This is a genomic window from Curvibacter lanceolatus ATCC 14669 (assembly GCF_000381265.1).
In the GTDB taxonomy this organism is placed as follows: Bacteria; Pseudomonadota; Gammaproteobacteria; order Burkholderiales; family Burkholderiaceae_C; genus Curvibacter; species Curvibacter lanceolatus.
Genome location: NZ_KB906278.1, coordinates 47,650 through 67,420 on the forward strand (window position 1 = coordinate 47,650; position 19,771 = coordinate 67,420).

The 19,771-nt window shown below is 67.9% G+C and carries 19 protein-coding genes; 13 read left to right on the forward strand and 6 right to left on the reverse strand.

Annotation, left to right across the window (positions count from 1 at the left end; genetic code table 11):
• Nucleotides 1-15: 15 nt before the first annotated feature.
• The 5 genes from F624_RS0127425 to F624_RS0127445 all read left to right on the forward strand — a co-directional run bounded on the left by F624_RS0127425 (nt 16) and on the right by F624_RS0127445 (nt 6,385).
• Entirely contained in the window at nt 16-795 is a 780-nt protein-coding gene (locus F624_RS0127425) for a type IV pili methyl-accepting chemotaxis transducer N-terminal domain-containing protein (protein ID WP_019577594.1), read from the forward strand.
• 71 nt (nt 796-866) lie between these two features.
• Nucleotides 867-3,701 (forward strand): nitrate reductase, encoded by a 2,835-nt coding sequence (locus F624_RS0127430; protein ID WP_019577595.1) that lies wholly within the window; start codon nt 867-869, stop codon nt 3,699-3,701.
• A 126-nt stretch (nt 3,702-3,827) separates the two neighbouring features.
• The gene (gene ybiB, locus F624_RS0127435; protein ID WP_019577596.1) at nt 3,828-4,733 is read left to right on the forward strand and encodes a DNA-binding protein YbiB; all 906 of its coding nucleotides are present in this window, start codon (nt 3,828-3,830) and stop codon (nt 4,731-4,733) included.
• On the forward strand, nt 4,730-5,566 hold the full coding sequence (gene cobA, locus F624_RS0127440; RefSeq protein ID WP_019577597.1) for a uroporphyrinogen-III C-methyltransferase: 837 nt from the start codon (nt 4,730-4,732) through the stop codon (nt 5,564-5,566). Before ybiB ends, cobA begins: the two co-directional genes overlap by 4 nt.
• Nucleotides 5,567-5,656: 90 nt before the next feature.
• The gene (locus tag F624_RS0127445) at nt 5,657-6,385 is read left to right on the forward strand and encodes a methyl-accepting chemotaxis protein (RefSeq protein ID WP_031256475.1); all 729 of its coding nucleotides are present in this window, start codon (nt 5,657-5,659) and stop codon (nt 6,383-6,385) included.
• A 25-nt stretch (nt 6,386-6,410) separates the two neighbouring features.
• On the opposite strand, the gene F624_RS0127450 is transcribed toward F624_RS0127445, so the two are convergent.
• Nucleotides 6,411-7,388 (reverse strand): helix-turn-helix domain-containing protein, encoded by a 978-nt coding sequence (locus F624_RS0127450; protein WP_019577599.1) that lies wholly within the window; start codon nt 7,386-7,388, stop codon nt 6,411-6,413.
• A gap of 212 nt (nt 7,389-7,600) precedes the next feature.
• On the opposite strand from F624_RS0127450, the gene F624_RS0127455 reads away from it, so the two are divergent.
• A complete protein-coding gene (locus tag F624_RS0127455) occupies nt 7,601-8,863 on the forward strand; it encodes an acyl-CoA dehydrogenase family protein (RefSeq protein WP_019577600.1) in 1,263 nt (420 codons plus the stop codon).
• On the opposite strand, the gene F624_RS32905 is transcribed toward F624_RS0127455, so the two are convergent.
• The gene (locus F624_RS32905; RefSeq protein ID WP_019577601.1) at nt 8,849-9,196 is read right to left on the reverse strand and encodes a DUF2752 domain-containing protein; all 348 of its coding nucleotides are present in this window, start codon (nt 9,194-9,196) and stop codon (nt 8,849-8,851) included. The genes F624_RS0127455 and F624_RS32905 overlap by 15 nt on opposite strands.
• 62 nt (nt 9,197-9,258) lie before the next feature.
• On the reverse strand, nt 9,259-9,828 hold the full coding sequence (locus F624_RS0127465) for a hypothetical protein (protein ID WP_019577602.1): 570 nt from the start codon (nt 9,826-9,828) through the stop codon (nt 9,259-9,261).
• Between the two features lie 162 nt (nt 9,829-9,990).
• On the opposite strand from F624_RS0127465, the gene F624_RS0127470 reads away from it, so the two are divergent.
• From F624_RS0127470 to F624_RS35130, 4 genes are all read left to right on the forward strand, one after another.
• A complete protein-coding gene (locus tag F624_RS0127470; RefSeq protein WP_019577603.1) occupies nt 9,991-11,220 on the forward strand; it encodes a BaiN/RdsA family NAD(P)/FAD-dependent oxidoreductase in 1,230 nt (409 codons plus the stop codon).
• Nucleotides 11,221-11,386: 166 nt separating this feature from the next.
• Nucleotides 11,387-11,599, forward strand: coding sequence for a 30S ribosomal protein S21 (gene rpsU / locus F624_RS0127475; protein WP_007833691.1), 213 nt, complete (start codon nt 11,387-11,389; stop codon nt 11,597-11,599).
• Nucleotides 11,600-11,700: 101 nt separating this feature from the next.
• Complete coding sequence (locus F624_RS0127480) at nt 11,701-12,147, forward strand: GatB/YqeY domain-containing protein (RefSeq protein ID WP_019577604.1); 447 nt, start codon at nt 11,701-11,703, stop codon at nt 12,145-12,147.
• A gap of 152 nt (nt 12,148-12,299) precedes the next feature.
• Entirely contained in the window at nt 12,300-14,219 is a 1,920-nt protein-coding gene (locus tag F624_RS35130) for a DUF6600 domain-containing protein (protein ID WP_019577605.1), read from the forward strand.
• Between the two features lie 72 nt (nt 14,220-14,291).
• On the opposite strand, the gene pmbA is transcribed toward F624_RS35130, so the two are convergent.
• Nucleotides 14,292-15,671 carry a metalloprotease PmbA gene (gene pmbA, locus F624_RS0127490; protein ID WP_019577606.1) on the reverse strand — a complete coding sequence of 460 codons (1,380 nt, stop codon included), beginning with the start codon at nt 15,669-15,671 and terminating at the stop codon, nt 14,292-14,294.
• A gap of 63 nt (nt 15,672-15,734) precedes the next feature.
• Here pmbA and yjgA point away from each other — a divergent pair, with 63 nt between their 5' ends.
• On the forward strand, nt 15,735-16,397 hold the full coding sequence (gene yjgA, locus F624_RS0127495) for a ribosome biogenesis factor YjgA (protein ID WP_031256487.1): 663 nt from the start codon (nt 15,735-15,737) through the stop codon (nt 16,395-16,397).
• A complete protein-coding gene (mog, locus tag F624_RS0127500) occupies nt 16,381-17,016 on the forward strand; it encodes a molybdopterin adenylyltransferase (protein ID WP_019577608.1) in 636 nt (211 codons plus the stop codon). Before yjgA ends, mog begins: the two co-directional genes overlap by 17 nt.
• A 70-nt stretch (nt 17,017-17,086) precedes the next feature.
• Here the strand turns inward: mog and cysE are convergent, their stop codons facing one another.
• Entirely contained in the window at nt 17,087-17,872 is a 786-nt protein-coding gene (gene cysE / locus F624_RS0127505; protein ID WP_019577609.1) for a serine O-acetyltransferase, read from the reverse strand.
• Between the two features lie 32 nt (nt 17,873-17,904).
• Nucleotides 17,905-18,633 (reverse strand): RNA methyltransferase, encoded by a 729-nt coding sequence (locus F624_RS0127510; RefSeq protein ID WP_019577610.1) that lies wholly within the window; start codon nt 18,631-18,633, stop codon nt 17,905-17,907.
• 177 nt (nt 18,634-18,810) lie between these two features.
• Between F624_RS0127510 and F624_RS0127515 the strand changes: the two genes are divergently transcribed.
• Nucleotides 18,811-19,755, forward strand: coding sequence for an inositol monophosphatase family protein (locus F624_RS0127515; RefSeq protein ID WP_019577611.1), 945 nt, complete (start codon nt 18,811-18,813; stop codon nt 19,753-19,755).
• Nucleotides 19,756-19,771: the final 16 nt, after the last annotated feature.

Genomic DNA, 19,771 nt, shown 5'->3' on the forward strand with positions numbered 1-19,771 from the left:
GATCGGAGAAGCACCATGGGTCTGAAACGCCGACACTTTCTGGGGCTGGCGACCTGCTGGGCCGCCTCGGCCTGGGCCCAGGTCGACCTGGCCGACGCCATCAACATGGCCGGACGCCAGCGCATGCTCTCGCAGCGCATGGTCAAGGCCTGGCTGGCCTTGGCGGCCCAGGCCCCCACGCCTGCCGCACAGCAGGTGCTGGGCCAGTCGATGGCGCTGTTCGAGCGCCAGCAGGAACAACTCAAGACCTACGCGCCCAGCCTGGCGATCCGCGGCACCTATGCCGCACTGGACACCGCCTGGCAGGCGCTGCGCGAAGGACTGAACGCCCCACCCGCCGCCGCACGGGCACCCGCCCTGCTGCAGGCCGATGCCCAGGTCCTGGCCTTGGCCCAGCAAGGCACGACCCAGCTGGAAGCCACCTCCACCCGGCCCGCAGGCCCCCTGGTCAACCTCGCTGGACGGCAGCGCATGCTGTCGCAACGCCTGGCCAAGTTCTACCTGGCCGGCGTGCTGCAGGTCGATCCAGGCCTGGTGGGCGCCGAAATGTCCCGGGCACGCAACGACTTTCTGCAGGCCCAGGACACGCTGCGCAAGGCCCCGGAGACCCACCCCCGCATCACGGAGGAACTGACCTTGGCCGACGGCCAATGGGTGTTCTTCGATGCCGCACTGAAAAGAATGGTCTCGGCCACCCCCGGCAGCAAACCCCTGTCGGAGGTGTTCGTGACCAGCGAAAACCTGCTCTCGGTGATGGATCGCGTCACCGGGATGTATGCGGCCCTCAAGGCCTGAACGGAGAACCCCATGACCCTCTGGAAACCTGTCCGCCCCCAGGCGATGACTGCCGCAGGAGCCCCATGCCGATGAGCGCCATCCCCCAGGAAACCCGTTCCACCTGCCCCTATTGCGGCGTGGGCTGCGGCGTGATCATCGAAACCCGCGCCCACGCCATCACCGGCGTGCGCGGCGACCCGGAACACCCGGCCAACTTCGGGCGGCTGTGCACTAAGGGCTCCACCCTGCACCTCACCGCCAGCGCCGCGGTCACCCGCCAGACCCGGCTGCTGCAGCCGCTGCAACGCCTGCAAAGGCGTGGCCCGCCCCAGCCCCTGGCCTGGAACGCTGCCCTGGACCTGGCCGCTGACCAGCTGGGCCGCATCGTGCATGAGCATGGGCCCGATGCCCTGGGCTTCTACCTGTCGGGCCAGTTGCTGACCGAGGACTACTACGTCTTCAACAAGCTGGCCAAAGGCCTGCTGGGCACCAACAACCTCGACACCAACTCGCGCCTGTGCATGAGCAGCGCCGTGGCCGGCTACAAGGCCACCCTGGGGGCCGACGCCCCACCGGCCAGCTATGCCGATTTCGACCATGCCGACTGCCTGTTCATCGCCGGCAGCAACACCGCCTGGGCCCACCCGATCGCGTTTCGCCGCATCGAAGACGCCAAGCGCGCCCGCCCCGGCCTGAAGATCGTGGTGGTCGACCCGCGCCGCACCGACACGGTCGAGCTGGCAGACCTGCACCTGGCCATCCAGCCCGGCACCGATGTGATGCTGTTCCACGGCATGCTGCACATCATGCTGTGGGAGGGCTGGACGAATCCGGCCTACATCGCGGCCCACACCAGCGGCTTCGACGCGCTGCAGGCCGTGGTGCGCGATTGCACGCCCACCCGCGTAGCCGAGGTCTGCGGCATCACCGCGCAGGACCTGCGCGAGGCCGCACGCCTGTTTGCCACCTCGCCCGCCACGCTGAGCCTGTACTGCCAGGGCCTGAACCAGTCCAGCAGCGGCACGGCCAAGAACGCCGCACTGATCAACCTGCACCTGGCCACCGGCCAGATCGGCCGCCCAGGGGCCGCCCCGTTCTCGCTGACGGGCCAGCCCAATGCCATGGGCGGGCGCGAGGTGGGCGGGCTGGCCAACCTGCTGAGCGCCCACCGCGACATGGCCAACCCGCAGCACCGCGCCGAAGTGGCCGCCCACTGGGGGTTGGACCAGGTGCCCGGCACCCCGGGCAAGAGCGCAGTCGAGATGTTCGAGGCCGCGGCCGATGGCCAGATCAAGGCCTTGTGGATTGCCTGCACCAACCCCGCCCAATCGATGCCGGACCAGGCCACCGTGCGCCGTGCCCTGCAGCGCGCCGAGTTCGTGGTGCTGCAGGAGGCCTTTGCCAGCACCGCCACCGCCGAATTCGCCGACCTGCTGCTGCCCGCCACCACCTGGGGCGAGAAGCTGGGCACCGTGACCAACAGCGAACGGCGCATCAGCCGCGTGCGCGCCGCCCTGCCCCCGGCCGGTGAGGCGCGTCACGACTGGGCCATCGGCGTGCAACTGGCCCATCGTCTGGAGGCCCGGCTGCGCCCCGGCCAGGCCACGCTGTTCCCCTACCCCACCGAAGCCCCCGAGGCCGGAGTGGAAGCCATCTGGTGCGAGCACCGCGAATCCACCCGTGGCCGCGACCTGGACATCACCGGCCTGAGCTACGCCCTGCTAGACCGCCAGGGCCCACAGCAATGGCCTCTGCCCGCCGGCGCGCAGACGGGCAAGGCGCGGCTGTACGAAGACGGCGTGTTCCCCACGCCCGATGGCCGCGCCCGCTTCAGCGCCACCGCCTACCAGCCGGTGGCCGAGAGCCGCGATGAGCGCTACCCCTTTTCGCTCACTACCAGCCGACTGCGGGATCAGTGGCACGGCATGAGCCGCACCGGCACGCTGGGCCGCCTGTTCGGCCATGTGCCCGAGCCCGCGGTGCAGCTCCACCCCCAGGACATGGCCCGCCACCAATGGCGAGACGGCGAGCTGGTGAGCGTGCAGTCGCGCCGCGGCGCCATCGTGCTGCCGGTGCAGGCCAGCACGGACATCGGCATCAGCCAGGCCTGCATCGCCATGCACTGGGGCTCTGAGTTTCTCAGCGGCTGCTCGGCCACCGGCGAGGCCTTGGCCGGCGTCAACACCCTGATGCCCAGCACCTTCTGCCCGGGCTCCAAGCAGCCCGAGCTCAAGCATGCCGCCGTGCGCATCAGCAAGGCCGAGCTGCCCTGGTCCCTGGTGGCCATGGCCTGGCTGCCCGCCGACCAGGCCCTCACGGTGCGCGAGCAGCTCAAGCCTCTGATGGCGGCCTTTGCCTTCAGTGCCTGCGTGCCCTTTGGGCCGTCTGGGCCGTCTGGGCCGTCAGGGCCCGCACAGGGCGAACGCACCGGCGTGCTGTTCCGCGCCGCCGCACTCGAAGCCCCCCCGCCCGAGCTGCTGGTGCAGATCGAGGCCCTGCTGGGCCTGCGCGACACCGACTCGCTGCGCTACATCGACGCGCAGCGTGGCCAGCGCCGCACCGTGCGGGTCGAGCCCCAGGGGGAGGACATCCGCGTCACCGGCCTGCTGCTGGGCGGCGACACCCGCGCCGAGGTGTGGCTCAAGACCTTGCTGCAAGAGTATCTGCCCGCCCAGGCCTACGGGCGCCTGCTGCTGTCGCCGGGCGCCGAAGCCCCGGTCGCCGTGGTGAGCCAAGGCCGAACCGTGTGCAGCTGCCTGGGTGTGACGGACCAGGCCATCGAGGCCAAGTTGGCGGTTTGCCAGGGCCCGGACGAGGATCGGCTCGGCCAGCTGCAGGGGGCGCTGAAATGTGGCACGAATTGTGGTTCATGTGTGCCGGAGCTCAAGCGCATGGTGCGGTTGATCAAGCCCGTGACCGGCTGATACTCAATGCAGGTGTGGCATCGCAGAAGCCGCACCAAAGTTGGGCATATAGCCGAAAGTCAGAAGGCTTCAGGGACAATGCGCGGCTCTGTTTCAACAGACCTTCCAAAAAAAGCAGACCACGACATGGCAATCAGTCAGTACATCAAGGAAATTGGCCGCGGCAAAGAGGGCGCACGCCCCCTGAGCCGGGAGCAGGCGGCCGACCTCATGGGGCAGGTGCTGGATGGCACGGTGACCGATCTGGAAATCGGCGCCTTCTGCCTGGCCATGCGCATCAAGGGAGAAACCCCCGAGGAGATGGCCGGGTTTCTCGATGCCACCCATGCCCGCATGACCCGCATGCCCCCCTCGCTCCAACCGATGGTGGTGCTGCCCAGCTACAACGGTGCACGCAAGCTGCCCGTGCTCACCCCCCTGCTGGCCTTGCTGCTGGCGCGCCGCGGTGCCAGCGTGCTGGTGCATGGCACCCCCACCGAGGAAGCCCGCGTTCCCGCCGCCGCCGTGCTGTCGGCGCTTGGCACCCCGTCGCTGGTGGCGGTGCGACCGCTCAAGGCCGGCGAACTGGTGTACGCGCCCACGGGCTTGCTGCTGCCGGGGCTGAAGCGCCTGCTGGAAGTGCGCCGGGCCGTGGGCCTGCGCAACTCCGCCCACAGCATGGTCAAGCTGATGAGCCCTTGCCAGGGCCCCAGCGTGCTGGTGAGCAGCTACACCCACCCCGAGTACGCCGAATCGATGGCCGCCACCCTGGCCCTGACCGGGCAGCGCGCCCTGCTGCTGCGCGGCACCGAAGGCGAGGTGGTGGCCGACCCGCGCCGCACCCCCGAGATGACGGCCTACATCGGGGGCCAGGCCCACCCCTGGCAGGAAGCCCAGCAAGGCCCGCTGGCAGCCTTGCCGGAGCTGCCCCGCGACATCAGCGCGGCCTCCACCGCCAACTACATTCAACTGGTGCTGGCCGGCAAGCTGCCGGTTCCGGCCCCCATCGCACGCCAGGTCGAACACATCCTGCGCCTTGTGGAACACCCATGACAGACTCTTTCGCTTCCGACGCCAAAACCTCAGCCACCCTGCCAGGCCACTGCACCCTGGTGGGTGCCGGCCCGGGTGACCCCGAATTGCTCACGCTCAAGGCCGTCAAGGCCTTGCAGCGCGCCACCGTGCTGCTGGTGGACGACCTGGTCAGCGACGACATCGTGGCCCTGGCCTCGCCCCAGGCCCGCGTGGTCTATGTGGGCAAGCGCGGCGGCTGCAAATCGACCCCGCAGGCCTTCATCGAGAAGCTGATGATCACGGCAGTGCACGAGGGCGAGCAGGTGGTGCGGCTCAAGGGGGGCGACCCCTTCATCTTCGGTCGGGGGGGCGAAGAGGTCGAGCACCTGCGCGCCGCCGGCATCGAGGTCAGTGTGGTCAATGGCATCACCTCCGGGCTGGCCGCGGTGACCTCGCTGGGCGTGCCCCTGACGCACCGCGAACACGCCCATGGCGTGGTGTTTGTCACTGGCCACGCCAAGCCCGGCGACAGCGGCACCGACTGGCCCGCCCTGGCCGCCACCGCCCACAGCGCCCGCCTCACCCTGGTGATCTACATGGGCGTGAGCGGGGCCGAACGCATCCAGCAGGAGTTGCTGCAAGGCTTGCCCGGCCACACCCCGGTGGCCATCGTGCAGCACGCCACCCTGCCCACGCAGCGCCACGCCATCACCACCCTGGCGCAGCTGTGCCACACGCTGCAGGCCGAGCAACTGGGCAGCCCGTCGGTGATCGTGGTGGGCGACGTGATCGGCGGGGTGCAGGCCCTGGCCCACAACCCCTCCCTGCCTGCGGGCGACGAGGCCCTGGGCGAACGCACCGGCACGTTCTGAAAGCGCCCTGCCGGCCTGACTCGGCACTGACAATTCTGGCCCGGCATTTGCTTCGTGTCCGTTGTGTTCACCAGGGAAAGAGAAGTCCGCATGACTGCATTGGCTCGACACCACTCCACGGCTCACACGGCCCCAACGGCCTATGCGCCAGCCCTGCCCACCGGCCCGGGCGCCGCAGCCAGGCCCAAGGAAGGCGACATCTCCCTGGTCAACATGGCCGCCCGCCAGCGCATGCTGTCGCAACGCATGATCCTGCAGACCGTGCTGGCCGCCCAGGGGCACGCCGGTCAGTTGGTGGCCGCACGCAAATCACTCGACCTGTTCACCAGCAGCCAGCAACACCTGCGCGAGACCGGCCGGGCCCTGCCCGCCGAGCAATCGCAGACCATCCTGCGCGCCTATGAAGGCCCCCAAGGCGCGGGGCAGACCATCGACACCTTCATCGAACAACTGCGCTCCACCCTGGACCAGATCGAACGCCAGGACCGGCGGGTGAATGACACCCTGGCCGCGCTGGTGGACAGCACCGATCGGGTGCTCGATGCCCTGAACCGTGCCACTACCGCCTTCGACCAGGTCACGGCCGCGCAATCGCAAGCCATGATGCGCGAGCTGACCGGCATCGTGGCCTCGATCCAGACGGTGGCCCGCGAAGCCAAGGTGGTGAGCTTCAACGCCCAGGTCATGGCGGCCCGCGCCGGCCAGCACGGCCGCGAGTTTGCGGTGGTGGCCAACGTGCTGTCGGGCATCACGGCCGAGATTGACGGCCTGTCGCTCAAGGCGGTGTCGCTGGCCGGGCGCCAGGGCGTCAAGCACTGAACGGGCTGCGCCGAAACAGCCCGTCTCAGGTGCCTGAACGGCGGGACACCTCCTCACGGTAGGCGCTGGGGCTCATGCCGTAGCGGCGCTTGAACTGCCGGCAAAAATGGGAGACATCGCCAAAGCCCCACTGAAAAGCAATGGACGCCACCGGCCGGGTCCGCTCGGTCTGGGCCAGGGCCTGCGCACAATGCGCCAGCCGCCGCGCCAGCACCTCCTGGGTGAAGGAGTGTTCCCGCCCCTCGAACAGTTTGTGCAGGTAGCGTTCGGACACCCGGAAATGCGATGCCACCTGGCGCACCTGCAGCGCTGGATCGCGCAGATGGGATTCGATGTAACGCAACATGGCGCCATACAGCTCCTGGCGCAGTGAATCGGCCTGTCGTGCATCGGTGCCCGCCGTCCCCTGCAAGGCCGCTGCCAGCAAGGTGTTCAGGTTGTCCGCCAGCACGCGCTGCTGCCCCAGATCGAAGGCCACAGCCTGATCCGCCAGGGTCTGCACGAAATCAGCGGCCACCCGCCCCATGCCCGAATCCCGACTGAGGTGGCGCGCCGTCAACTCATGCGCCGGCCGCACCAGCAGGGGCGATAGACGGGCATGCGGCACGGTGCAACACAAGGACTGCCAATCGTCATCGGCCTGATCGATCTCGTAGGGGCGGGTGGTGTCCACCAGGTACAGGTCGCCTGCCTGCGCGAGGATCTCGCGCCCATCCTGCCGGACCAGGCAACGCCCCATGACTTGCAGGTTGGCAAAAAAATACTCTGAAGGCCTTCGACTGATTTCCGAGCGCCCCCGCCGCACGCTTTGAGCACGCGACTGCAACTGCGACACCCCCAGATCCGCAAAGGTGTTGCTGGTCACGCGGCTTGAAAAACCACCCCCGCGGTCCTGTTCAGACGGCACCACGCAATCCAGCGCCGTGAAGGCTTCACACAGCACTTCGCGCCAATAGGTGTACTGCTGCGAGGCCGGCAAATGCTGGGTGTTCCAGACGCGCATGGTCTGCCTTTCCGGGGGGCGTGGATGAAGGGGGCTGTGGATGGCCGGGGTCAGCCAGGGGCCAACTTTGCAAGCATTTCCTGTTCCATGACAAGCGGGTTACACCCTGTGCCGAAAACGCCAAGACGCGGTGCGCCATTGCCCAAGCCAACGCGGCAGCCCCTCCCCAGAATCGATGACGGAATCACCCTCACCCCACCTCGGAGGACAACATGCCCATCGACTTTTCCATCACCCCGGCCCAAAAAGAACTTCAGCAATCCGCCCGGCGCTTTGCCCACCAGGTCTTGCGCGGCGTGGCCCCCGCGATTCGCCATCTGCCCACCCCGGACGAGCGCTTTCAGGCCACCCGCCCCTTTTACGAGGCACTGGTGCAGGCCGGCTTCATGCGGCGATTGGTGCCTGCCCCTTTCGGGGGCGATGGTCAGGGCATGGTCGAAATGGCCGTGATCACCGAAGAGTTTCACGCCGTCGACGTGAATGTGTCGCTCACGGCGCTGGCCAATCTGCTGGGCCTCACCCCCTTGCTGATCGCGGGCGATGCCGAGCTGCAGGCCCGTTGTCTGGCCCCTTTTCTGAGCCCATCCGGCGCCCCCCTGGCCGGCTTTGCCTCCAGCGAGCCCGGCGGCAGCGCCAACTTCGCCTCCCCAGCGCCCGGCGAGGGCGTGCGGACCGTGGCACGCCGAGAGGGCGAGCACTGGATCGTGGACGGGGCCAAGCAATGGGTTTCCAGCGCCACGGGCTGGGATGGCCGAGGCGCCGACGTGCTGTGCCTGGTCTGCCGCACCGACCCGCAGGCCGAGCCCGGTCAGGCCCTGTCGGTGCTGGCAGCCGAGCGCCCCACGGGCGGCTGGGGGGCGGATTGCTTCCGGCATGAACACAGTTTTGACACCCTGGGCCACCGCGGACACCTCACCCCGCGCTTTAGCCTGCAGGGTCTGCGCATCCCTGCGGGCAACCTGATCGGCCCCCAAGGTGGCGGCCAAGCCCTGGTCGAAGCCAGCTTCTCGGGCACGGCCGCCCTGGTCGGGGTGATGGCCCTGGCACTGATGCGCGCCGCCTTCGACTTTGCCTTGAATTTTGCCCGCACGGAAAAGTGCGGCGGGGTCTTGCCCATCCTGGAACACCAGGCCGTCGGCTACGCCCTGGCCGACGCCAAGATGGCCATGGAAGCCGTGCGCAGCCTGAGCTACCGGGCCTGCCAGGCGCAGGACATTCAAGCGCCCGGTGCCCACGAGTTGTCGCTGCAGGCCAAAGTCTTCGGCTCGGAAACAGCCGTGCGGGTGATCACCGAGCTGATGCGGGTGGTCGGGGTGAACAGCTACGACCACGCGCTGCCTTTGGCGGGCTGGCTGCAGGATGCGCTGGCCTTGCCGATTTTTGACGGTGGCAACATGGGCATCCGGCGCCGCCAGTTGCACGACATGATGCGTGCGCCGGGCTACGACCCCTTGGGGGCCTCAGGAGGCGCCTGACAACGCCCCCACCCCCAGGGCGCCCACCCGCCAGGCCCACTCCCCCAGCCAGAACACCACGGCGCTCCAGAACAGCCGCCGTTCCAGGGGCGCCCAGCGCTGGCGTGCCGCCGGGCTGGCCACGGAGCGCCACCCCAGCAACAGCCAGGCGCCCAGCAGCAAAGGCAGCAGGCCGGGCTGAGCCTGCCAGGCAGCCGCCCAGTCCCACTGCGTCAGCGCTTGGACCAGGTGAGTGCCCCCACACAAGGGGCAAGGGCAGCCCGTGAGGGCCTGAAAGCCGCAGACCGGCACCGCTTTGCCCTGCAGCAAGGCCTGGCTGAGGCCGCCCGCCAAAGGCCAGGCACCCAGCCAGAGGGCCCCCGGGCCCCAACGCCGAAGAGCCGGTGCCGCCCTCATCACAGTGCGATGACCACCCGTGGGTCACCCGCCATCTGACGCGCCATGTGGTAGGCCCCCAGGTAGGCCAGCGGCAGGGTGAGCACGATGCCTACGCCACACAACAAGGCACCAATGCCGGCGAACACCGAAATCAGAAAGCTGCAGATCAGGGCCATGAACAGGTTGGGCCGCAGCTGGCCCCAGGCCGTCTTGATCGCCTGGATGGCGTCCTTCTCACCCTCGGCCACTTCATGCAGAGCCAAGGGCACCAGCGGCAGCAGCAACAGGCCCGGCAGCACGCAGAAGCAAAAGCCCACCGCCACCAGGATGCCGGCCAGCACGGCCGCCAGCAAGGCGGGCCCGAAATCATCAAAACCCCGGAACACATCGGTGAAGCTGACCGGCTGGCCGGCCTCCTCGGCCCGCATCATGCGCATGTAGCCCACCAGCAGGGGGCCCGTCAGCAAGCCGAAGAACAGGTTGCCGATGGCCGTGACCAGCACCGTGGCCACGATGTGGGTCAGCATGTTCTTGCGGTACTGGGCCCAGGCCGCGCCCAGGCAGTCGCCGATGTTCAGAGTCGCCATGAAATTCCCTCCGGTTGTTGAAATAGGAAGCCTGATTCTCCCGATCGCCGCCCGCTTGCCAAGCGCTTTCACCTGGCCGACAACCCGCCCTGACCGGCAGGCTGACGATAATCAAGCCTTTTGCCACGGGGCCTCAGGCCCCGCGTTGCCCTGGAGCCTGGTTTGAATGTCGATGCCGTGATCGTGGGAGCCGGAGCCGCCGGCCTGTTTTGTGCCGGTGTGGCTGCGCAGCGTGGCTTGCGCGTGCTGCTGGTGGACCATGCGGAGAAAGTGGCCGAGAAGATACGCATCTCGGGCGGGGGCCGCTGCAACTTCACCAACCGTGACGCCAGCCCGGCCAACTTCCTGGGCGCCAACCCCCACTTCTGCCGCAGCGCCCTGAGCCGCTTCACCCCGCAAGACTTTGTCGCCCTGATCAAGCGCCACGACATTCCTTTTCACGAAAAGCACAAGGGCCAGCTGTTCTGCGACCGCTCGGCCGAGGACATCATCCAGATGCTGCTGCGCGAATGCGAGGCCGGCGCCGCCGGAGGCAGCGTCACGCGCTGGCAGGGTTGTGGCGTGAAGGCCGTGCGCAGCACCGAGGCCGATGGCAGCACCACCTATGAGATCGACACCGATCAGGGCACGGTGCGCAGCCCCAGCCTGGTGATCGCCACGGGTGGCCTGTCCATCCCCAAGATCGGGGCCACCGACTTCGGCTACCGGGTGGCGCGCCAGTTCGGCCTGCGCCTGGTCGAGCAGCGCCCCGGCCTGGTGCCCCTGACCTTCGACGGCGCCGCCTGGCAGCCTTATGCGCAACTGGCCGGGCTGGCCCTGCCGGTGGCCATGGAGACCGGCGCCAAAAAGAGCCGCGGGCATTTTCTGGAAGACCTGTTGTTCACCCACCGTGGCCTGTCGGGCCCGGCCGTGCTGCAGATCTCGAGCTACTGGCAGGCCGGCACCCCCATCCGCATCAACCTGATGCCCGATCTGGACCTGCCCGAGACCCTGGCCCGCGCCAAGGCAGTCTCGCGCAAGCTGCTGGTCAACGAGCTGGCGCACAGCCTGCCCAGCCGCCTGGCCGAGGCCTGGGTGCAGCAAGACCCCGGTCTGCAACGGCCTTGCAACGAAGTGACCGACAAGGCCCTGAACACCCTGGCCGAGCGCCTGTCGCGCTGGGAGCTGGTGCCCACCGGCACCGAAGGCTACAAAAAGGCCGAGGTCACCCTGGGTGGCGTGGACACGCGGGACCTGTCGCAACAGACCTTGGAGTCCAAACAAGCCGGCCTGTATTTCATTGGCGAAGTGGTGGACGTGACGGGCTGGCTGGGGGGCTACAACTTCCAGTGGGCCTGGGCCAGCGGCCATGCCTGCGCCCAAGGCCTGGCGGCCCGCGCGGGGCACGGCTGATGCGGGCAAGGGCCCGGATGCACAAAAATCTTGTTTGCGCAAGCCAGAACGCTATAATCGCAGGCTTTGCTGGCAAATGCCCCGCCGGCCTGATCAATTTTTTAGGCGGGGAACCTCGCTTGTGGGCCCGATCTTCCCCGAGCACCTCATTGGAAAACATTACGTAATGACCACCATCCGTGTTAAAGAAAACGAGCCCTTCGACGTCGCACTGCGTCGTTTCAAGCGCACCATCGAAAAACTGGGTCTGCTGACCGACTTGCGCGCCCGCGAGTTCTACGAAAAGCCGACCGCTGAACGCAAGCGCAAGAAGGCTGCTGCCGTGAAGCGTCACTACAAGCGCGTTCGCAGCATGCAACTGCCGAAGAAGCTGTACTGATCGCAGCCCGCCTGCTGTTTCACAGCAGTCGCACAACCCGCGCTCGGGACGCCAAGCGCGGGTTTTTGCATTCTGAAACCAAATTTCGAACGGAGAACACCATGTCCCTCAAGGAACAGATCACCGAAGACATGAAGGCCGCCATGCGCGCCAAGGACTCGGAGCGCCTGGGCACGATCCGCCTGCTGCAGGCCGCGATCAAGCAGCGCGAGGTGGACGAGCGCATCACCCTGGACGACGTCGGCGTGGTGGCCATCGTCGACAAGCTGATCAAGCAGCGCAAAGACTCGATCGCCGCCTTCGAGCAAGCCGCCCGCCAGGACCTGGCTGACAAGGAATCGGCCGAACTCAAGGTGCTGCAGGCCTACCTGCCGGCCCGCCTGAGCGCCGAAGAGGTGAGCGCCGAAGTCAAGGCCATCGTGGCCGAACTGGGCGCCGCAGGCCCTGGCGACATGGGCAAGGTCATGGGCGCGGTCAAGACCCGCCTGGCCGGCAAGGCCGACATGGGCCTGGTCTCTGCCGCTGTGAAGGCTGCCCTGGCCGGCTGAGCCCCCAGCGCACCCCACTGCAAGCCACCCGCATCCGAGGATGCCGGTGGTTTTTTTTGTGCCTTTTTGTGAGCAATTGCAGCCGCCTGCACCGGCGCGTTGACCTTTTGGGGGGCTGGCGCGTTAATCCGCCAACACCTGTTGAGATCACCATGTTCTTCAAGCCCGCCACCTCACCCACCCAGGCCTCCTGGGCCCGCCGCACCCGCCAGGCCTGCCAAGGCCTGCTTCTTGGCCTGAGCCTGATGGGCACCCTGGCCTGGGCCCAGGTCGCGCCAGGCCGCGTGGGCTACCTGAACCTGATCGAAGGCGTGGTACAGACCGGCCAGACCAACACACCCGACGCCGACATGGCGCTCTACAACCAGCCCCTGACCCGCGGCAACCGCCTGATACCGGCCCCCGGGGCCCGGCTGGACATGAGCACGGGCACCAGCAGTTGGCGCATGGAAGGGCCGGGCCAGCTCGACATCACCCAGCTGGACGATCAAACCACCCAGATGCAGCTGCGCCAGGGCCGCCTGGCCCTGCGGGTGCGCCAACTGCTGCCCGGCGAGCGCATCGAGATCGACACCCCCAACCTGGCCGTGCTGGTGCAGCAGCCGGGGGACTACCGCCTGGACGTGAACCTGGAACAGGGCAACACCCGGGTCAGCGTGCAGCAGGGCAGCCTGATGGCCTATGGCGAGAACGGCGCCAGCCAGGCCCTGCCCCAGGGCCTGCAATGGAATTTCGGGGGCCGTCTGCTGGCCCAGCTGCAAACCCCCGTGGTGCTGCGCCCCGACGGGTTTGACCAATGGGTGGCGCAACGCAACCAGATCGAAGACCAATCGCAGGCCGCGCGCTACCTGCCGCGCGAAGTCATCGGCTACCAGCAGCTGGATGGCTGGGGTGAATGGCGCACCGACCCGACCTGGGGCACGGTGTGGTACCCCACCGTCACCGTGAGCGACTGGGCGCCTTATCGCTATGGGCGCTGGGAGTGGATAGAGCCCTGGGGCTGGACCTGGATCGACGATGCGCCCTGGGGCTTTGCCCCCTTCCACTACGGGCGTTGGGTGCAGACCGGGCCGCGCTGGTGCTGGGTGCCCGAACGCTATGAACGCAACCGCCGCCCCAGCTACGCCCCGGCCCTGGTGGGCTTTCTGGGCACGCCGCAAGCGGGCTCGCGCCCTCACGTGCGACATCCGGACGTGGGCTGGGTGCCGCTGGCCCCCGGCGAGGCCTGGCAGCCAGCCTGGGGTGCCGGCCGGCCCGGCTCGGTCGGCAGCCTGCCGCGCCCGGGCGGCTACCTGAACCAGCAGCGGCCGGACGCCATCACCCACCAACCCCAAGGGGGCCGGCCGACCTGGGGCCAACGCCCCGGCGGCGGAACGGCACAGACCGGTGGCAGCCAAGCGCCACAGGCCCTGCCACGCCCGCAGGTGCAGATCGTGCCCGAACGCCCCGCCTTCGTGCAACCCGGTGGCGGCAGCGTGAACAACAACACCAACAACAACCCCTGGCAGGGCCGCGACGGCGAGCGCCGCCCCAACATGAGCCCCGCCCCCGCCCTGCAGCCCCCCCCGGAGCCCGCGGCGCAGCCCATGGGTCGCCCAGGCGTCTTTCAACAGGTGAGCCCTGTGCCCAACAACGCCCCCCGCACCGAGGCCGACCGCCAGTGGCGCGAGGCCCAGCAGCGCGAGCAGCAGGAGCAGGCGCAGCGCCAGTTCCAACAACAGGCCCAGCAGCAACTGCAGATGCAACAGCAACAGCAACAGCAGGCCGAAGCTGAGCGCCAGCGCCAGGCCTTGCAACAGCAGCAGCACCAGCAGCTCCAGATGCAGCAGCAGTTGCAACAACAGCAGCGCGAGCAGGCGCTGCGCGACCAGCAGATGCGCGAACAGATCCAGCGCCAGCAGCAGCAACAACAGCAACCGCAGTGGCAACAGCAACAACAGCAGCGCCAGCCCGCATCGGCGCCGCGCGAAAATCACGAAATCATGGTCCGGCCCGGGGTTCAGATCAACGGTGGTGCGCGCGTCGGTGGGCCGGCACCCGAACGCCCCGAGGTGCGCGGCAACACACAGTGAGCGCCATGAAAAATGCCCCGGGCGCACCAGGCGCCGGGGGCATTCAATGCAGGCAGACGACGATCTGGCGGCTCAGCTGCCGGCGATCTTCATGCGGTTGATCAGCACCGAACCCACGGTCTTGGCGCCATAGGTGTACGCATCGGCCCCGATGGCCTCGATGCCCTTGAACATGTCCTTGAGGTTGCCCGCGATGGTGATCTCATGCACCGGGAAGGCGATGCGGCCGTTCTCGACCCAGAAGCCGCTGGCGCCGCGCGAATAATCGCCCGTCACGTAGTTCACGCCCTGGCCCATCAGCTCGGTCACGAACAGGCCGGTGCCCAGCTTCTGCAGCATGGCGTCCAGATCGTCACCAGCCCGGGTCAGGCGCGAGCGCAGCGTCAGGTTGTGCGAGCCCCCTGCATGGCCCGTGGTGCGCAGGCCCAGCTTGCGCGCCGAGTAGCTGGTCAAAAAGTAACCCTCCACGCGGCCGGCGTCCACCACCTTGCGGGCACTGACCTTCACGCCCTCCTCATCGAAGGGCGAGCTGCCCTTGCCGCGCAGCACAAAGGGGTCTTCCAGCACATCGATGTGCTTGGGGAACACCTTCTTGCCCAGCGAGTCGAGCAAGAACGTGCTTTTGCGGTACAGCGCGCCGCCGCTCACAGCCTGCGTGAAGCTGCCCAGCAGGCCGGCGGCCAGGGGCGACTCGAACAGCACCGGGCACTGGGTGGTGGCAATCTTGCGCGACTTGAGGCGGCTCAGCGCACGCTGGGCCGCATAGCGCCCCACCGCCTCGGGGCTGGCCAGATCGTCGGCGCAGCGCTGCGAGCTGTACCAGGCGTCGCGCTGCATGTCGGCGTTCTTGCCGGGCAGCGATGCGATCGGCGCCACCGACAGGCTGTGGCGCGAGCTGGCATAGCCGCCGCGAAAACCGTGGGTGTGGGCGCTGAAGAAATGCGACTGCTGGGCCGACACGCCCGCCCCCTCGCTGTTGGTGATGCGCCGGCTGGTGGCCAGGGCGGCGGCTTCGCAGGCCTGGGCCAGGCTGACGGCCTGCTCGGCATTCAGCGCCCAGGGGTGGAACAGGTCCAGTTCGGGCTGGGCGGTGGCAATGTCGGCCTCGTCCGGCAAGCCGGCGCAAGGGTCTTCGGCGGTGAAGCGGGCAATGTCGTAGGCGGCCTGCACGGTCTGCAGAATGGCCCCTTCCGAGAAATCGGAGGTGCTGGCATTGCCACGGCGGTGCCCCAGGTACACGGTCACCCCCAGCGACTTGTCGCGGTTGCGTTCGACGTTTTCAAGCTCGCCCTTGCGCACGCTCACGCTGAGCCCGCAGCCCTCGGAGGCCTCCGCGCCAGCGTCGGTGGCACCGAGCTTGAGCGCATGCGCCAAGGCGGTGTCCACCAGGTGTTCAAAGGTTTCACGGGAGTAGCTGAAGCCGCTGGCGGCCGGTGTCTGGGGTTTCTTCATAGCGGAGGCTATGATACTTGCCGCTCAGGGTCCCCTGTGGCCCTCACCCCGGATACCCCCAACATGTCACGCAAACCCAAAAAAGGCTACTACGTCCGTGGCCAGTTCGTTGCCGAAGGCAGCGAGCTGGACCTCCAGCTCAAAGCTGAGCTGAAAGGCACCGATGAAGCCAGCAAAACCGATCTCAAACGCGAAAGCACCGCACTGCAAAAGCTGGGTGAAGACCTGCTCACGCTGCGCGCCGACCTGATGGAAAAGCTGCCGCTGTCCGACAAGCTGGTCGATGCCCTGGCCGAGGCCAAGCGCATCACCAACTTCGAAGGCAAACGGCGCCAGATGCAGTTCGTTGGCAAGCTGATGCGCCTGCTCGACGAACCCACGGTCGAAGCCGTCAAGACGGCGCTTGAAGTGCAACGCAAGGGCTCGGCGGCCGACACGGCCGCCCTGCACCTGGCCGAGCAATGGCGCGACCGCCTGATCGGCACCGAAGAGGCGCTGGGCGTCTGGATGGACCAACATCCCGACACCGACACCCAGCAGCTGCGCGCCCTGATCCGCCAGGCCCGCAAAGATGCGCCACCGGCCGACAAGGCCGCCGTGTCGCAAGGCCTGGCCCCGCGCCAGAGCCGCGCCTACCGCGAGCTGTTCCGCCTGGTCCGGCGCCACCTGAACCCCGAGGCCTTCGAGGCCGAAGAAGCCGACGCCGCCGATGAGCACGACGACTGAAGCCCAGGGTGCCAGCACCCTGCCCCCGCCCGAGCCGGTGCGCATCGGCATCGTCTCGATCAGCGACCGCGCCTCCAGCGGCGTCTACGAGGACAAGGGTCTGCCCGCCCTGCAAGACTGGCTGAGCCGGGCCCTGCTGAACCCGATCGAGTTCGAGCCGCGGCTCATCCCGGACGAGCAGGCCACCATCAGCGCCACACTGACGGCCCTGGTCGACGTGGCCCGCTGCGATCTGGTGCTGACCACCGGCGGCACCGGCCCGGCGCTGCGCGACGTCACCCCCGAAGCCACGCTGGCCGTGGCCCACAAGGAGATGCCGGGCTTTGGCGAGCAGATGCGCCAGATCAGCCTGCGCTTTGTGCCCACGGCCATCCTGTCGCGTCAGGTGGCGGTGATCCGGCACCAGAGCCTGATCATCAACCTGCCAGGCCAGCCCAAGGCCATCCAGGAAACCCTGGAAGGCCTCAAGGCCTCCGATGGCAGCGCCGGGGTGCCCGGCATCTTTGCCGCCGTGCCCTACTGCATCGACCTGATCGGCGGCCCCTACCTGGAAACCCGCGACGAGGTCTGCAAGGCCTTCCGCCCGAAGACGGCACAACGCCCACCGCGTCCGACCTGAACCTGCCGCGCCCGCAAAAAAGCGACCCGAGGGTCGCTTTTTCTTTGGGGTGACCGTGCCAGCCCCAGGCTTACTTGCCGACCAGGTCGTTGAGCTTGGCCGCCTCGAAGCACTCGCTGCGCTGCGCGTCCTGCGGCACGCAGTCGCCCGCAGCGGGGCGGCTGCTGAGCTTTTCGATCGCCTGCCACAGCAGGGCGATCTGGTGCTCTTGCGACGAGGCGCTGGTGATCAGGCCCTTGAGCGCCTGGCTCACCGGGTCGTCCTCCAGCGTGACGCCATAGGCCGAGAACTTGGCGCGCTCGGGTGGTGTGTCGGCACTGGCGTCGGCACTGGCCCCGTCCTTGGACGGGATGATGCGGGCCGGGATGCCCACCGCCGTGGCCCCGGGCGGCACCGGCTTGATGACCACGGCATTGCTGCCGATCTTGGCGCCGTCCCCCACCACAAAGCCGCCCAGCACCTTGGCGCCGGCACTCACCACCACATCCTTGCCCAGGGTGGGGTGGCGCTTGGCGCCCTTGTACAGCGAGGTGCCGCCCAGGGTCACGCCCTGGTAGATGGTGCAGCCGTCGCCGATTTCGGCGGTCTCGCCCACCACCACGCCCATGGCATGGTCGAAGAACACCCGCTGCCCCAGTTTGGCGCCGGGGTGGATCTCGATGCCGGTCAGAAACCGCGCCACGTGCGAGATGAAGCGCCCCAGCCACTTGAGGCCATGCGTCCAGCACCAGTGGGCTGGCCGGTGCAAGACCACGGCATGCAGGCCCGGGTAACAGGTGATCACCTCCCAGGTGCTGCGCGCGGCAGGATCGCGGTCAAGAATGCACTGGATGTCGGATCGGAGGCGGGAAAACATGACTTGGGGTTGAATCGATATGAGCTGACAGTCTATCGGCTGCTGCGGGCGGCGGTTTCGATCATGGCCTTGGCAACACCTCTGAGGATGTGGATTTCCTCCTGGGTCAGGTCGGCGCGGTTGAAAAGCTGGTTCAGGCGCGGCATCAGCTTCTTGGGCGCGGCCGGGTCCAGAAAACCGATGTCGACCAGCGCCCGCTCCCAGTGCCCCAGCATGCCGGCCACCTGCTGCGCATCGGCCGGGCGCACCGGTGCGGTGGCCGATTGCAGCGCAAAACCGCCCAGGGCCTGGCGCCATTCATAGGCGATCACCTGGATGGCCGCGCCCAGGTTCAGCGAGCCGAAATCCGGGTTCGTCGGAATGCTCAGGCAGGTGTGGCAGCGGTAGACGTCGTCGTTGTGCATGCCGAAGCGCTCTGAGCCGAACAGAAAGGCCACCGCCTGCGACGGGTCCTGCGCCAGCTCGGCGAAATGCGGGCGCGGCGCCTTGAGCGGCGGGCCGAAGTCGCGCGGCGTCATGGCGGTGGCACACAGGTGGGTGATGCCGTCCAGGGCCTCGTCCAGGGTCTGCACCACACGGGCCCGGCTCAGCACGTCTTCTGCGCCGCTGGCGCGTTGGATGGTCTCTTCACGCTGCAGCACATCGGGCCAGCGCGGCGCCACCAGCACCAGGTCATCAAACCCCATCACTTTCAGGGCACGGGCAGCGGCGCCCACGTTGCCGGCGTGGCTGGTCTGGATCAGGACAAATCGGGTTTTCATGGGCTGGGCACAGGGTCTCTGGGACAGGGGGCTGGCGTGCGGGGAGCAACGGCGGGTAAAATGCCGCTATTGTCGCCTCCCGCATCGCCGGTGAGGCCCAGTTCCCGCCCCGCAGCCCAGGCTGCGAATGTCGCCCATGCGGCGCAGGCGGGCCGCTCACGCTCTTCCTCACAATCTATGTCATCCAACCTGCACCCCATGCTCAACGTGGCCATCAAGGCCGCACGCGCCGCTGGCGCCATCATCAACCGCGCGGCACTCGATGTCGAATCCGTGCGCATCTCGCAAAAGCAGGTGAATGACTTTGTGACGGAAGTCGATCAGGCGGCCGAGAACATCATCATCGAGACCCTTCTCACGGCCTACCCGGGCCACGGCATCCTGGCCGAGGAATCGGGTCAGGCGCACGGCGCCAAAGACTCTGAATTCGTCTGGATCATCGATCCGCTCGACGGCACCACCAACTTCATCCACGGCTTCCCCGTGTACTGCGTCAGCATCGCGCTGGCCGTGCGCGGCAAGATCGAACAAGCGGTCATCTACGACCCCAGCCGCAACGACCTGTTCACCGCCACCAAGGGCCGTGGCGCCTACCTGAACGAACGCCGCATCCGTGTGAGCAAGCGCACCCGCCTGGGTGAGTCGCTGATCTCCACCGGCTTCCCCTTCCGCCCGGGCGACAACTTCAAGGCCTACCTGGCCATGATGGCCGACATCATGCCCCGCACCGCCGGCCTGCGCCGCCCTGGCGCCGCCGCCCTGGACCTGGCCTATGTGGCCGCCGGTTTCTGCGACGGCTTCTTCGAAACCGGGCTGTCGCCCTGGGACATCGCTGCGGGCTCGCTGCTGGTGACCGAAGCCGGTGGCCTGATCGGCAATTTCACCGGTGAAGCCGACTTCCTGGAACAAAAGGAATGCCTGGCCGGCAACCCGCGCATCTACGGCCAGTTGGTCACCATCCTGGGCAAGTACAGCAAGTTTGCCGGCGCTGGTGAAAAGGCGGCCGTGCGCCAGGCCCTAGGCCAGGACAGCGCCGCCACCGACAGCAGCGAAGCCGACGCCGGCGACGCCCCGGCCGACGATGCCGCCCCTGGCGCAGCGCAGGGCGACGCCCCGTTCTGAAAAAGCCTGAACCGGT

What these genes read in the sequence shown, in the direction of transcription:
- F624_RS0127425 (WP_019577594.1), top strand. Translation starts at nt 16, where the DNA reads ATGGGTCTGAAACGCCGACACTTTCTGGGGCTGGCGACCTGCTGGGCC.
- F624_RS0127430 (WP_019577595.1), top strand. Translation starts at nt 867, where the DNA reads ATGAGCGCCATCCCCCAGGAAACCCGTTCCACCTGCCCCTATTGCGGC.
- ybiB (WP_019577596.1), top strand. Translation starts at nt 3,828, where the DNA reads ATGGCAATCAGTCAGTACATCAAGGAAATTGGCCGCGGCAAAGAGGGC.
- cobA (WP_019577597.1), top strand. Translation starts at nt 4,730, where the DNA reads ATGACAGACTCTTTCGCTTCCGACGCCAAAACCTCAGCCACCCTGCCA.
- F624_RS0127445 (WP_031256475.1), top strand. Translation starts at nt 5,657, where the DNA reads ATGACTGCATTGGCTCGACACCACTCCACGGCTCACACGGCCCCAACG.
- F624_RS0127450 (WP_019577599.1), bottom strand. Translation starts at nt 7,388, where the DNA reads ATGCGCGTCTGGAACACCCAGCATTTGCCGGCCTCGCAGCAGTACACC.
- F624_RS0127455 (WP_019577600.1), top strand. Translation starts at nt 7,601, where the DNA reads ATGCCCATCGACTTTTCCATCACCCCGGCCCAAAAAGAACTTCAGCAA.
- F624_RS0127465 (WP_019577602.1), bottom strand. Translation starts at nt 9,828, where the DNA reads ATGGCGACTCTGAACATCGGCGACTGCCTGGGCGCGGCCTGGGCCCAG.
- rpsU (WP_007833691.1), top strand. Translation starts at nt 11,387, where the DNA reads ATGACCACCATCCGTGTTAAAGAAAACGAGCCCTTCGACGTCGCACTG.
- F624_RS0127480 (WP_019577604.1), top strand. Translation starts at nt 11,701, where the DNA reads ATGTCCCTCAAGGAACAGATCACCGAAGACATGAAGGCCGCCATGCGC.
- F624_RS35130 (WP_019577605.1), top strand. Translation starts at nt 12,300, where the DNA reads ATGTTCTTCAAGCCCGCCACCTCACCCACCCAGGCCTCCTGGGCCCGC.
- pmbA (WP_019577606.1), bottom strand. Translation starts at nt 15,671, where the DNA reads ATGAAGAAACCCCAGACACCGGCCGCCAGCGGCTTCAGCTACTCCCGT.
- yjgA (WP_031256487.1), top strand. Translation starts at nt 15,735, where the DNA reads ATGTCACGCAAACCCAAAAAAGGCTACTACGTCCGTGGCCAGTTCGTT.
- mog (WP_019577608.1), top strand. Translation starts at nt 16,381, where the DNA reads ATGAGCACGACGACTGAAGCCCAGGGTGCCAGCACCCTGCCCCCGCCC.
- cysE (WP_019577609.1), bottom strand. Translation starts at nt 17,872, where the DNA reads ATGTTTTCCCGCCTCCGATCCGACATCCAGTGCATTCTTGACCGCGAT.
- F624_RS0127510 (WP_019577610.1), bottom strand. Translation starts at nt 18,633, where the DNA reads ATGAAAACCCGATTTGTCCTGATCCAGACCAGCCACGCCGGCAACGTG.
- F624_RS0127515 (WP_019577611.1), top strand. Translation starts at nt 18,811, where the DNA reads ATGTCATCCAACCTGCACCCCATGCTCAACGTGGCCATCAAGGCCGCA.